11 protein-coding genes are annotated in these 12,611 nt (G+C 56.7%); 7 read left to right on the top strand and 4 right to left on the bottom strand.

Annotated elements, in window-relative coordinates; genetic code table 11:
* Positions 1-2 precede the first annotated feature (2 nt).
* The 4 genes from bamB to CRO87_RS12455 all read left to right on the top strand — a co-directional run bounded on the left by bamB (position 3) and on the right by CRO87_RS12455 (position 4,154).
* Positions 3-1,181 (top strand): outer membrane protein assembly factor BamB, encoded by a 1,179-nt coding sequence (gene bamB, locus CRO87_RS12470; protein ID WP_097163266.1) that lies wholly within the window; start codon positions 3-5, stop codon positions 1,179-1,181.
* Between the two features lie 83 nt (positions 1,182-1,264).
* The gene (der, locus tag CRO87_RS12465) at positions 1,265-2,746 is read left to right on the top strand and encodes a ribosome biogenesis GTPase Der (RefSeq protein ID WP_097163265.1); all 1,482 of its coding nucleotides are present in this window, start codon (positions 1,265-1,267) and stop codon (positions 2,744-2,746) included.
* Positions 2,747-2,820: 74 nt separating this feature from the next.
* The gene (locus CRO87_RS12460; RefSeq protein WP_097163329.1) at positions 2,821-3,909 is read left to right on the top strand and encodes a Gfo/Idh/MocA family oxidoreductase; all 1,089 of its coding nucleotides are present in this window, start codon (positions 2,821-2,823) and stop codon (positions 3,907-3,909) included.
* Between the two features lie 29 nt (positions 3,910-3,938).
* The gene (locus tag CRO87_RS12455) at positions 3,939-4,154 is read left to right on the top strand and encodes a zinc ribbon domain-containing protein (RefSeq protein WP_097163264.1); all 216 of its coding nucleotides are present in this window, start codon (positions 3,939-3,941) and stop codon (positions 4,152-4,154) included.
* A gap of 36 nt (positions 4,155-4,190) precedes the next feature.
* Here CRO87_RS12455 and xseA read toward each other — a convergent pair whose 3' ends face one another.
* The gene (gene xseA, locus CRO87_RS12450; protein ID WP_097163263.1) at positions 4,191-5,567 is read right to left on the bottom strand and encodes an exodeoxyribonuclease VII large subunit; all 1,377 of its coding nucleotides are present in this window, start codon (positions 5,565-5,567) and stop codon (positions 4,191-4,193) included.
* A gap of 160 nt (positions 5,568-5,727) precedes the next feature.
* On the opposite strand from xseA, the gene guaB reads away from it, so the two are divergent.
* Entirely contained in the window at positions 5,728-7,194 is a 1,467-nt protein-coding gene (gene guaB, locus CRO87_RS12445) for an IMP dehydrogenase (RefSeq protein WP_097163262.1), read from the top strand.
* Between the two features lie 65 nt (positions 7,195-7,259).
* The gene (guaA, locus tag CRO87_RS12440) at positions 7,260-8,837 is read left to right on the top strand and encodes a glutamine-hydrolyzing GMP synthase (RefSeq protein WP_097163261.1); all 1,578 of its coding nucleotides are present in this window, start codon (positions 7,260-7,262) and stop codon (positions 8,835-8,837) included.
* A gap of 57 nt (positions 8,838-8,894) precedes the next feature.
* Here the strand turns inward: guaA and CRO87_RS12435 are convergent, their stop codons facing one another.
* Positions 8,895-9,809: a LysR family transcriptional regulator gene (locus CRO87_RS12435; RefSeq protein WP_097163260.1), complete on the bottom strand. Its 915-nt coding sequence runs from the start codon at positions 9,807-9,809 to the stop codon at positions 8,895-8,897.
* Between the two features lie 101 nt (positions 9,810-9,910).
* Between CRO87_RS12435 and CRO87_RS12430 the strand changes: the two genes are divergently transcribed.
* Positions 9,911-10,840: a DMT family transporter gene (locus CRO87_RS12430; RefSeq protein ID WP_097163259.1), complete on the top strand. Its 930-nt coding sequence runs from the start codon at positions 9,911-9,913 to the stop codon at positions 10,838-10,840.
* Positions 10,841-10,863: 23 nt separating this feature from the next.
* On the opposite strand, the gene CRO87_RS12425 is transcribed toward CRO87_RS12430, so the two are convergent.
* Positions 10,864-12,165, bottom strand: coding sequence for an MFS transporter (locus CRO87_RS12425; RefSeq protein WP_097163258.1), 1,302 nt, complete (start codon positions 12,163-12,165; stop codon positions 10,864-10,866).
* Positions 12,166-12,264: 99 nt separating this feature from the next.
* Positions 12,265-12,465 carry a YfgG family protein gene (locus CRO87_RS12420; protein ID WP_097163257.1) on the bottom strand — a complete coding sequence of 67 codons (201 nt, stop codon included), beginning with the start codon at positions 12,463-12,465 and terminating at the stop codon, positions 12,265-12,267.
* Positions 12,466-12,611: the final 146 nt, after the last annotated feature.

The raw sequence follows: 12,611 nt of genomic DNA, 5'->3' as shown, positions 1-12,611 counted from the left end.
CGATGCAATTGCGTAAATTACTTTTGCCAGGACTGCTGTCTGTTACGTTATTGAGCGGTTGTTCACTGTTTAACAGCGAAGAAGACGTTGTGAAAATGTCCCCGCTGCCAACGGTTGAAAATCAGTTTACTCCGTCGACCTCCTGGAGCGAATCCGTAGGGAGCGGTATTGGTGATTTCTATTCCAACCTGCATCCAGCTATCGCCGATAGCGTGGTGTACGCAGCGGACCGTAAAGGTACCGTTAAAGCGCTGCACGCGGATAGCGGGGAAGAAGTCTGGTCCGTCAATCTGGCCGAGAAAGATGGCTGGTTCTCACGTGCTCCGGCGCTGCTGTCCGGCGGCCTGACGGTGAACGGTGGCCACGTCTACGTGGGCTCTGAAAAAGCGCAGGTTTATGCCCTGAATACCAGCGATGGTACCGTGGCATGGCAGACCCGCGTCGCTGGTGAAGCTCTGTCTCGTCCTGTGGTCAGCGACGGCATGGTGCTGATTCACACCAGCAACGGCCAGCTGCAGGCGCTGAACGAAACTGACGGTAGCGTCAAATGGACCGTTAACCTCGACATGCCAGCGCTCTCCCTGCGCGGCGAATCCGCACCGGCAGTCGCGTTTGGCGCGGCTATCGTCGGCGGTGATAACGGTCGCGTGAACGCCGTGCTGATGCAGCAGGGCCAGCTGATTTGGCAGCAGCGTATTTCTCAGGCTACTGGTCCGACTGAAATCGATCGCCTGAGCGACGTGGACACCACTCCGGTGATTGTTAACGGCGTCGTGTATGCTCTGGCGTACAACGGCAACCTGACCGCGCTGGATCTGCGCAGCGGTCAGATCATGTGGAAACGTGAGCTGGGCTCGGTGAACGATTTTGTGGTCGACGGTAATCGTATTTACCTGGTCGATCAGAATGACCGCATACTGGCGCTGAGCACCGATGGCGGCGTGACGCTGTGGACGCAGAGCGATCTGCTGCACCGTCTGCTGACCTCACCTGTGTTGTACAATGGCAGCCTGGTGGTTGGCGACAGCGAAGGTTACATGCATTGGATGAATCCGCAGGATGGCCGCTTTGTTGCTCAGCAAAAAGTGGACAGTTCCGGATTCCTGACCGATCCTGTGGTGGCCGATGGTCAACTGCTGATCCAGGCGAAAGACGGTACGCTGTACTCCATTACGCGTTAAGTCTGTTCGCAGTCTGCATTGCAAACGGCTCCTGTTTTAGCAGGGGCCGTTTTACTGTTTTTAGATTTTAAGAGGCATTTATCATGGTACCTGTGGTCGCGCTTGTCGGGCGCCCTAACGTTGGAAAATCCACGCTGTTTAACCGTTTGACGCGCACGCGAGATGCGCTGGTCGCGGATTTCCCGGGTCTGACTCGTGACCGTAAGTACGGTCGTGCTGAAGTGGAAGGCCGCGAGTTTATCTGTATCGATACCGGAGGTATCGACGGCACGGAAGAAGGCGTGGAAACGCGCATGGCGGAACAGTCGCTGCTGGCGATTGAAGAAGCCGACGTGGTGCTGTTTATGGTCGATGCGCGCGCCGGGCTGATGCCTGCGGACATTGCCATCGCCAAACATCTGCGCTCTCGTGAAAAAGCCACTTTCCTGGTGGCCAACAAAACCGACGGCATCGACCCGGATCAGGCCATGGCTGATTTCTGGTCCCTGGGCCTCGGCGATATTCACCCGATTGCGGCTTCCCACGGTCGTGGCGTAACCAGCCTGATTGAAGAAGCACTTCTGCCGTTTATGGAAGAGCTGGCACCGGCGGAAGAAGTAGACGAAGACGCCGAGTACTGGGCGCAGTTTGAAGCTGAGCAGAACGGTGAAGAAGCAGAAGAGGAACCGGAAGACGATTTCGACCCGCGTAGCCTGCCAATTAAACTGGCTATCGTTGGCCGCCCGAACGTCGGTAAGTCAACGCTAACTAACCGTATCCTCGGCGAAGACCGCGTAGTGGTCTACGACATGCCGGGCACCACTCGCGACAGCATCTATATCCCGATGGAACGCGACGAGCGTGAATACGTGCTCATCGACACCGCGGGCGTGCGTAAACGCGGCAAAATCACCGACACCGTTGAAAAATTCTCGGTAATCAAAACGTTGCAGGCTATCGAAGATGCTAACGTGGTGATGCTGGTCATTGATGCCCGCGAAGGCATTTCCGACCAGGATCTCTCGCTGCTGGGCTTTATCCTCAATAGTGGGCGCTCACTGGTGATTGTCGTCAACAAGTGGGATGGCCTGAGCAATGAAGTGCGCGAGCAGGTGAAAGAGACCCTCGACTTCCGTCTGGGCTTTATCGACTTTGCCCGTGTGCATTTCATCTCCGCCCTGCACGGCAGCGGCGTTGGCAACCTGTTCGAATCTGTCCGCGAAGCCTACGACAGCTCGACCAAACGCCAGAGCACCGCGATGCTGACCCGCATCATGAACATGGCGCAGGACGATCACCAGCCGCCGCTGGTGCGTGGCCGTCGCGTGAAGCTGAAGTATGCGCACGCCGGTGGCTACAACCCACCGATTGTGGTCATCCACGGCAACCAGGTGAAAGACCTGCCGGATTCCTACAAGCGCTACCTGATGAACTACTTCCGCAAGTCGCTGGATGTGATGGGCACGCCTATCCGCATTCAGTTCAAGGAAGGGGATAACCCGTTCGCCAACAAGCGCAACACCCTGACGCCAAATCAGATGCGTAAGCGTAAGCGTTTGATTAAACACATCAAGAAAAGCAAGTAACCGCCGCAGCAATGCTGGCGCGGAACTGATACTAACCCGCCTTTATGGCGGGTTTTTTCTTTCTGAGGTTGATGATGAAATTTGGATTTATGGGTCTCGGCGCAGTCGTTGAAACCGCATACCTGCCGGCATTGAAGCGGCTGAATATTCCACTTGAGCACTGTTACGGCTTTGATGTGGACGCCTCCCGCGCACCCATTGGGATTCAGCGCTGCGAATCGCTGGACGCGCTGCTGGCAAAAAAGCCTGAGATTGTCTTCATCACCACGTCTTCGCTGTGGCATTTGCCCGTGTTGGAACAGATACTGGCGTCTGACGTGCCGCGTATCGTGGTGGAAAAACCTGTCGCGGCCACGCTGGAGCAGCTCGATCAGCTTCAGGCGCTGCTGGCCGAGCCTGAAAACGCCCGCCGCGTTCTCGCGCTCGATCACTGGATGGCAAGGGACGGCGTGGCGCAGATAGTGCGCGGGGAAGTGGAAAGCGACTGGCTACCTGAGTCTGATGTTTCCCTGGCCGTGCCGCCGCTCACGCTTGTCGATATCGTTAAAATCGAAGGCTATCTGTTAGAGCCCAGCGGCTTTAACGACAAGGGTGAGCCTGTTGCCCTTAATTTCGCCACCGGCGAGCCGGACACGCGCACGCTCAGACACCCTGATGGCGTCATTGTGGATATCGGAACCCACGTATTGGCGATGATGCATGAGACGCTGGCGACGCTCGGGGTGAATAATCAGTTAGCGCTTACTTTGGTTGAGGCCAAAGACCGCCTGGGCAACGCCATTGCGCAAGGCGATTTTACGACCGCGGAAGGCAGCGCGCATCTGCAAGGGCAACTCTGCGGCATTCCGCTGGAAATGTGGCTGAACAAATACGCAGGTCCCGCGGGTGGCCAGAAAGGAATTCGCCTTCATCTGCTCGACGGCACTATTCTCAGCCAGGATCGCCGTGGGGCAAATGACGTGCTGGAAATCTGGCAGGGGGAAACGGTGCAGCGCTGGACGTTGAACGGCCCGGTTTACGACCGCTGCCTGGCGCGGTGGATCCTCGGTGAAAACAGCCTGTTTGTGCGAGCCGCAGACCAGGTCAGCCAGTTCACTCAGCGCCGCATCGCCGAAGTGGCTGCGCTGCTGGAATTACAGCAGCTGCTGCGCGGTGCTCATTAACTTCTCATCACATGCATCAGGAGATCACGATGGAACTGAATTGTCCGATTTGTCATAGCGCGCTGGAACAGCAGGGCGAACAGGGACACTGCGCGCACTGTCAGCAGGATTTTGCTTTACAGGCGCTTTGCCCGGAGTGTCATAAGCCGCTGGAAGTGCTAAAGGCCTGCGGTGCGGTGGATTATTTCTGCCAGAACGGCCATGGGCTGATTTCGAAAAAGCGCGTGGAGTTTGTTGTTGCCTGATGGCTTATGCCCGGTGGCGGCTTACGCCTTACCGGGCTACGGTTGCGCTTTACGCGCCCGCGTTTTCTTCACGGGTGTCACTTTTGTCACTTTACTTTCTACCACGCCATCAGCCAGACGCGTGGTCAGCGTTTCTCCCGCTTTCAGCTGCTTCGCCTGTTTCACCAGCTTGCCATCCGACGCGGTGGTGACGCTATAGCCGCGCGCCAGCGTGGATAACGGGCTGACGGCTTCCAGGTGCGTGACCGCATTGCCAAAACGTTCACGCGTGGCGCTTAACTGGCTGCGAAGCGTCTGCACGAGCCGATATTCCAGCTGCTGAATACGCGTCTGAGCGCGATAGATTCGCGGCTGTGGGTTTTGCTGGTTCAGGCGCTGAGTGAGCCGCTGCTGGCGCTGGGTCGTTTTCTTCAGCTGATTATCGAGCGCAAAGCTCATGCGCTGGCGCAGACGGTCGAGCACGGTTTGCTGACGAGCCAGACGCAGCTGAGGATGCTGCTGTTGCAGGCGATGATGCAGCTGGCTGAAGCGGCGGTTGCGGTTGGCAATGAAATAATCCATCGCCATTTCCAGCCGCTGCTGCGCCGACTGCACCTGGCGCAGAAGCTCCAGCTGATTACGGCTGACCATTTCTGCGGCTGCGGAAGGCGTGGGGGCCCGTAGGTCTGCCACGAAATCGGCAATTGTCACGTCGGTTTCATGCCCGACGGCACTCACCACCGGAATGCGGCTGGCGAAAATTGCCCGCGCCACTCGTTCGTCGTTAAAGCTCCACAAATCTTCCAGCGAACCGCCGCCGCGGCCCACGATCAGCACGTCACATTCTTCGCGCTGGTTTGCCAGTTCAATCGCGCGAACAATTTGCGCGGGCGCATCTTCGCCCTGAACGGAAGTGGGATAAATAACCACCGGCAGCGACGGATCACGGCGTTTCAACACGTGCAGAATGTCGTGCAGAGCGGCACCTGTTTTAGATGTAACGACACCCACGCAGTGCGCAGGAGAGGGGAGTTCTTGCTTGAACTGCTGATCAAACAGACCTTCCGCCGACAGCATTGCCTTCAGCTGTTCATATTTCTGCTGAAGCAGGCCTTCACCGGCGGGCTGCATGCTTTCGACGATGATCTGATAGTCGCCGCGCGGTTCATACAGAGTGATATTCGCGCGGACTAAAACCTGCTGGCCGTGCTGCGGGCGAAATGTGACGCGGCGATTGCTGTTGCGAAACATCGCGCAGCGCACCTGAGCGGTGTCGTCTTTAAGCGTGAAATACCAGTGGCCGGAGGAGGGCTGAGAAAAGTTGGAGATTTCGCCGCTGATCCAGACTTGCCCCATTTCCTGCTCAAGCAGCAGTCTTACCGTCTGATTCAGGCGGCTGACGGTAAAAATTGAGGGAGATTGAGAGGGCAACATGTGAGCGAGATCAAATTCTAAATCAGCAGGTTATTCAGTCGATAGTAACTTGCTCAGAGGCCAGTGCAAGTATTTTTTGCAAAAAAGTGTGGATGCAACCGATTACGCTCTGTATAATGCCACGGCAATATTTATTAACCTCCAGGTAGAGATATTGCCCATGCTACGTATCGCCAAAGAAGCCCTGACGTTTGACGACGTCCTCCTCGTTCCCGCTCATTCCACCGTTCTGCCGAATACTGCTGACCTCAGCACGCAGCTGACTAAAACCATTCGTCTTAACATTCCTATGCTCTCCGCAGCCATGGATACCGTGACTGAAGCGCGTCTGGCCATTGCCCTGGCTCAGGAAGGCGGCATCGGCTTTATCCATAAAAACATGTCCATCGAGCGCCAGGCGGAAGAAGTTCGCCGCGTGAAGAAGCACGAATCTGGCGTGGTGTCCGACCCGCAGACCGTGCTGCCAACCACCACCCTGGCTGAAGTGAAAGAGCTGACCGCCCGTAACGGCTTTGCTGGCTATCCGGTTGTGACCGAAAGCAACGAGCTGGTCGGTATCATCACCGGTCGCGACGTGCGTTTCGTTACCGACCTGAACCAGCCTGTCAGCGTTTATATGACGCCGAAAGAGCGTCTGGTGACCGTGCGTGAAGGCGAAGCCCGCGACGTGGTGTTCGCGAAAATGCACGAAAAACGCGTTGAGAAAGCGCTGGTTGTCGATGCCAGCTTCCACCTGCGCGGCATGATCACCGTAAAAGATTTCCAGAAAGCAGAACGTAAACCAAACGCCTGTAAAGATGAGCAGGGTCGCCTGCGCGTTGGCGCGGCTGTTGGTGCAGGTGCGGGTAACGAAGAGCGCGTTGATGCGCTGGTTGCTGCAGGCGTGGACGTGCTGCTGATCGACTCCTCCCACGGCCATTCCGAAGGCGTTCTGCAACGTATTCGTGATACCCGCGCGAAATACCCTGATCTGCAAATCATCGGCGGCAACGTGGCGACAGGCGCAGGGGCTCGTGCTCTGGCTGAAGCAGGTTGCAGCGCAGTAAAAGTAGGTATCGGCCCTGGCTCCATTTGTACTACCCGTATCGTGACCGGCGTGGGTGTGCCACAGATCACCGCCGTTGCCGACGCGGTTGAAGCGCTGGAAGGTCTGGGCATTCCGGTTATCGCCGATGGCGGGATCCGTTTCTCTGGCGACGTGGCGAAAGCTATCGCCGCTGGTGCAAGCGCGGTGATGGTTGGCTCCATGCTGGCAGGCACCGAAGAATCTCCGGGTGAAATCGAGCTGTATCAGGGCCGTTCTTACAAATCCTATCGCGGCATGGGCTCCCTGGGCGCGATGTCCAAAGGCTCTTCTGACCGTTACTTCCAGACCGATAACGCGGCGGACAAACTGGTGCCGGAAGGTATCGAAGGCCGCGTGGCTTACAAGGGCCGTCTGAAAGAGATCATTCACCAGCAGATGGGCGGCCTGCGCTCCTGTATGGGCCTGACCGGCTGTGGTACCATCGACGCGCTGCGTACCAAAGCTGAATTCGTCCGCATCAGCGGGGCGGGCATTCAGGAGAGTCACGTTCACGACGTGACCATCACCAAAGAATCCCCGAACTACCGCATGGGTTCCTGATAATTCCGCGCCCGGCTCTCGCCGGGCGCTTTGATTTTGTTTCACTTGCCCTGGAATTACCGTCAATGACCGACAATATTCATAAGCATCGCATTCTTATCCTCGATTTTGGTTCTCAGTACACCCAGCTGGTGGCGCGTCGCGTACGTGAACTCGGCGTTTACTGCGAACTGTGGGCCTGGGACGTTACCGAAGCGCAGATTCGTGAGTTCAATCCGAGCGGTATCATCCTTTCCGGCGGCCCGGAAAGCACCACTGAAGACAACAGCCCGCGCGCGCCAGAGTACGTGTTTAATGCAGGCGTGCCGGTGTTCGGCGTCTGCTACGGCATGCAGACCATGGCAATGCAGCTTGGCGGCCACGTTGAGTCCTCCAGCGAGCGCGAGTTTGGCTACGCGCAGGTGGAAGTGAAAACCGACAGCGCGCTGATTCGCGGTATCGAAGACTCCCTGACCGCCGACGGCAAAGCGCTGCTCGACGTGTGGATGAGCCACGGCGACAAAGTCACCGCGATCCCGTCTGATTTCGTCACCGTTGCCAGCACCGAAACCTGCCCATTTGCCATTATGGCAAACGAAGAAAAACGCTTCTACGGCGTGCAGTTCCACCCGGAAGTGACGCACACCCGCCAGGGCCAGCGTCTGCTGGAGCGTTTTGTGCTGGACATCTGCGGCTGCGAAGCGCTGTGGACCCCGGCTAAAATCATCGAAGACGCGATCGTCCGCCTTCGCGAGCAGGTTGGTAACGACAAAGTTATTCTTGGCCTGTCCGGCGGCGTGGACTCTTCCGTCACCGCGATGCTGCTGCACCGCGCCATCGGCGAAAACCTGACCTGCGTGTTCGTCGACAACGGCCTGCTGCGCCTGAACGAAGCCCAACAGGTTATGGACATGTTTGGCGATCATTTCGGCCTGAACATCGTTCACGTGGAAGGTGAAAAGCGCTTCCTCGACGCGCTGGCGGGTGAAAACGATCCTGAAGCGAAACGTAAGATCATCGGTCGCGTATTCGTGGAAGTGTTCGATGAAGAAGCGCTGAAGCTGGAAGACGTGAAGTGGCTGGCGCAGGGCACTATCTACCCTGACGTTATCGAATCTGCGGCGTCTGCCACCGGTAAAGCGCACGTCATCAAATCTCACCACAACGTGGGCGGCCTGCCGAAAGAGATGAAGATGGGCCTCGTTGAGCCACTGCGTGAGCTGTTCAAAGACGAAGTGCGCAAGATTGGCCTGGAACTGGGCCTGCCGTACGACATGCTCTACCGTCACCCGTTCCCGGGCCCGGGCCTTGGTGTTCGCGTGCTGGGCGAAGTGAAAAAAGAGTACTGCGACCTGCTGCGCCGTGCCGATGCTATCTTCATCGAAGAGCTGCATAAAGCCGACCTGTACAACAAAGTGAGCCAGGCGTTCACCGTGTTCCTGCCGGTTCGTTCCGTCGGCGTGATGGGCGATGGCCGTAAATACGACTGGGTTGTTTCCCTGCGTGCGGTAGAAACCATCGACTTTATGACTGCCCACTGGGCGCACCTGCCATATGACTTCTTAGGCCGCGTCTCCAACCGTATCATCAACGAAGTGAACGGCATTTCCCGCGTGGTGTATGACATCAGCGGCAAGCCGCCAGCGACGATTGAGTGGGAATAATCTTTCTGACTTAATGTATCAACCCTCTGTTCGCAGAGGGTTTTTTTTGCCTGAAATTCAGGCCTGCCGATCAAAACGCACAATCGCCTGGCGCAGAAAATCCACCATTCGCTGGGCGGCTTCACTCTGCGGACGATCGACGGTTTTCACCACGCCGACATCCATATACGTGATGCAGTCTTCGATCGTGCGGCGAACCACGCGCTGACCGTTGAGCGACCACGGGCGGTAAACCAGATCGGACAAAATCGTAACGCCTTTTCCCTGAGCTACCAGGCTGCGAACGGCTTCGAATGAATTGCTGCGAAAATGGATATTCAGCCGATAGCCCTCATGCTGCCAGACGTCACCGATAACCGTCGGGTATTCGTCGGTGTCGAGCATCAAAAACGGCAACTTTTCTACGTCGCGGAGATGGACAACCGGCTGGCTGAGCAGCGGGTGGCCCGGCGCAACCCACAGCTGACGCAGGGAACGGAGGAAGGTTTCGACGTTCAGACTGCCGTCGTGCTCAATGTTCGAGGTCAGCAGCAGGCAAAAATCGACCTTGTTTTCACGCAGTGCGGTCAATAGCTGGGGGGCTGTTGCTTCGTACCAGTCGATATTCAGGAGCGGAAAGCGGCTTTCAATGTCGCTGATTATTTCAGGCAGCAGATAGGCTGAAAGCGTCTGAGCGATCCCTATTCGTACCGCGCCCGTCACGGTCTCTGGCTTGCGGTGCAGATCTTCAATGGCAAGCTGGCTGTCGGTGAGAATTTTGCGGGCATGCGCCAGGAAGCGCTCGCCTTCCACCGTCAGCCTGATGCCTTTCGGCTGACGCAGGAAGAGTTGAGCGCCCAGCGCCTCTTCCAGATTTCGCAGGGCAACGGTCATCGACGACTGAGAGATATGGCAGCGACTGGCGGCTTTAGAAACCTGTAACGTTTCTGCTAAAGCGATGTAGAACTCAAGTTGTCGCAGTGTAAACTTCATAGTTTAAAACGATACCGGATGGGTAAAACATTATATTAGCATCTCGATTGTGCTGGCGATAACCTTCTTCCTATCCCGTTATCGTTATTTCAGGACAGCTTATGCCTTATTTACTGCTCAGCCTTGCCGCCTGTTTCTGGGGCGGAAATTATGTCGTGGGCCATATACTTGTCTCTCATGCCGACCCGCTTTTATTATCCTCTTTTCGCTGGATTCTGACGGCGATGCTGCTGATGGTTCTCTATTTCAGGCAGGTCAGAGCGCAGTGGGGAGCGATGAAGAGATGCTTTCCGGTTATCCTTTTTTTAGCTTTATTTGGTCAGGTTTTATTTCCCGTTACGCTGTACATTGGTTTGCAATACACCTCATCGTTAAATGCGGCGATATATTTATCCACCACGCCGGTGCTGGTGTTGCTTATTAATCGGCTGGTATTTAAAGAAACGATATCCCGGAACAACATTGCCGGAGTGGTGCTGAGCTCCTTCGGCGTGCTGTGGCTGATTATGCAGGGTGATTTGTGGCACCTCGATACCCTGAAAAACCTGAGCCGGGGCGATCTTTGGACCATGGGGTCGGCGGCCAGTTGGGCTATCTACTGCGCGTTTCTGCGGATAAAACCGCGTGAGGTGAAAGGCAATGCGTTTGTCGCCGTCAGCGCCAGTATCGGGGCGGTGGTTTTACTTCCGGTGTTAGCCTACGCGCTGGTCAAAGACGGAATACCTTCCGTAACGGCCTATACGACACCTGAATTTATAGCGGGCCTTGCGTATCTGGTCGTCTTCCCGTCCTGGCTCTCTTATCTGCTGTGGAACAAAGGGATCGATGCTATCGGCGCGACGCGGGGCGAAGTTTACTCTCACCTGATCCCGCTGAGTGGCGGATTGCTGAGCGTGCTGTTTCTTCACGTCACGCTGCATCCTTTCCATCTTGTCAGCACGCTGCTGATTGTGGCTGGAATAGCCCTTTGCTCGGGGCATTCACGCAAAAAAGAGAAAGAGACGCTGGCCGCAGAACAATCGGGGGCCTGAACTGGCCCCGTTCACCTGCCAGATTACCGCGCGGCTTCGCTCTCCTCTGTCGAAGGTTCTGCCGGTGTGTCCACCATGACCTCCTGAATCACCTCTTCGTCGAGCCCAGGGTTGAGCGCCACCGCCAGCGGGGAAGAGGTCAGGCTGTCTGGCATCACCACGTGCGGCAGCGGTGCGTCGACGATAATTTCGGGCTTGCGCTTTCTGATCCAGCTGATTGCGCCGATGGTGACGCCGCAAAGCGTAAAGCAGAAGTAGAGCACGTTGCCGCCAAAGGGTTGCATCACGGCGCCGGTGATAAGCGGCCCCACGCAGGCCCCAACGCCGAAGGCCATCAGCAGACAGGCGGTGAGCGACACTCGCCGCTCCGGGTCTACCGCGTCATTAGCAATCGCCACGCCGAGCGGATAAAGCGAGAACATCGCCATGCTGGACACGAACGCCATACCCAGCAGCCAGTAAAACCCCAGATGGGGCAGGACGGACAGCGGCAGCGATGCCAGCGCAAACAGCACCGCGGTATAGAACAGCAGGTGCTGACGGTCATAGCGGTCGGACAGCCAGCTCAGTGGAAACTGCGAAACCATGCCGGCGAAAATCGTGACGCCCATAAACAGCCCTGTCTGCTGCGTGCTCAGCCCTTTGGAAATGGCGAATACGGGCGCGAGGCCATAAAACGCACCTGCTGCCATCCCCATCACCAGCGTAGCGGCCAGCAGCTTCGGGATGGCTTTGAAAAAGTAGCCAAGCTCCATCGGCGCAGGCGACATCGGCTGGGCTGTTGTGCGAGTGGTGAGCGCGATCGGCACCAGGCACAGGGCAAAGCAGAGTGCGACAATCAGCAGCATTGACGGGCCGGTTCCGGCGGCGGCCATCAGGATTATCTGCCCGCCGCAAAGGCCGAGGTAGGTGGCGACCATGTACAGCCCAAAGATGGTCCCGCGCTGGGAGGATTCTGCCCGGTCGTTCAGCCAGCTTTCCAGCACCATGTACTGACACATCATGCACAGGCCGATAATCAGGCGCAGGAAAATCCACAGGGGAATGTAGTCGGTGAGGCCATGACCCACCACTGAGGCGGTGATAATCCCGGCACAGGAGACGTAAGCGCGAATGTGCCCAACGCGGGCAATGAGGTTGTGACCGACTTTACCGCCAATGACCAGCCCGAGATAGTTCGCGGCGGTAATCGCCCCGATAAGCGTGCCACTCACTTCGTCGTGGGCCAGGCGCAGAGAGATGTAAGTCGTCAACAGGCCAGAGCCGAGCAGCATCAGCAGGGTAGTGGTATAGAGCGGCAGAAATGTATTCAGAACATTTTTCATACGTTTCCCTGTATTGGCTTCTCATTACGGGTTGACCTTCATCGTGCTAGGTTTTGCCGCAGGATGCAAATTCAGGGAAGAAGCGAGGAATGCAGGGCGCTAGTTTTTTTCTGCACGCAGCTGAGATTCTGTGACCAGGCTTGACTGTTGTGCGGCTTTCTTGTCCTGATGATGATACCAGGCACCTACGGAGGAATAGATAAAGCGGCCAACGAAAAAGAGGAAGCTGATAAGAATGATGATCCGGGTCATGCGGCTGTTGAACTGGTGTCGTTTGCGCATTGGTGTTGCCTGGCTCACGGAGGGTTCCTTGAAAAATACCCGATTTGGGCGACAGGCATATTAAGGCACAGCGGGGCAGCCGGGTCAATTAACAATTGGGTGAAAATTGCGCAAATCAAGTGGGAATGGCACAACAGGCTTATGAGAGAATCAGCTGAATAAGC

Source organism: Enterobacter sp. CC120223-11 (assembly GCF_900215375.1).
Taxonomy (GTDB): Bacteria; Pseudomonadota; Gammaproteobacteria; order Enterobacterales; family Enterobacteriaceae; genus Scandinavium.
Note: the sequence above shows the minus strand (reverse complement) of the source record. Positions and strands in the feature narration are given on the sequence as shown.

What these genes read in the sequence shown, in the direction of transcription:
- bamB (WP_097163266.1), top strand. Translation starts at nt 3, where the DNA reads ATGCAATTGCGTAAATTACTTTTGCCAGGACTGCTGTCTGTTACGTTA.
- der (WP_097163265.1), top strand. Translation starts at nt 1,265, where the DNA reads ATGGTACCTGTGGTCGCGCTTGTCGGGCGCCCTAACGTTGGAAAATCC.
- CRO87_RS12460 (WP_097163329.1), top strand. Translation starts at nt 2,821, where the DNA reads ATGAAATTTGGATTTATGGGTCTCGGCGCAGTCGTTGAAACCGCATAC.
- CRO87_RS12455 (WP_097163264.1), top strand. Translation starts at nt 3,939, where the DNA reads ATGGAACTGAATTGTCCGATTTGTCATAGCGCGCTGGAACAGCAGGGC.
- xseA (WP_097163263.1), bottom strand. Translation starts at nt 5,567, where the DNA reads ATGTTGCCCTCTCAATCTCCCTCAATTTTTACCGTCAGCCGCCTGAAT.
- guaB (WP_097163262.1), top strand. Translation starts at nt 5,728, where the DNA reads ATGCTACGTATCGCCAAAGAAGCCCTGACGTTTGACGACGTCCTCCTC.
- guaA (WP_097163261.1), top strand. Translation starts at nt 7,260, where the DNA reads ATGACCGACAATATTCATAAGCATCGCATTCTTATCCTCGATTTTGGT.
- CRO87_RS12435 (WP_097163260.1), bottom strand. Translation starts at nt 9,809, where the DNA reads ATGAAGTTTACACTGCGACAACTTGAGTTCTACATCGCTTTAGCAGAA.
- CRO87_RS12430 (WP_097163259.1), top strand. Translation starts at nt 9,911, where the DNA reads ATGCCTTATTTACTGCTCAGCCTTGCCGCCTGTTTCTGGGGCGGAAAT.
- CRO87_RS12425 (WP_097163258.1), bottom strand. Translation starts at nt 12,165, where the DNA reads ATGAAAAATGTTCTGAATACATTTCTGCCGCTCTATACCACTACCCTG.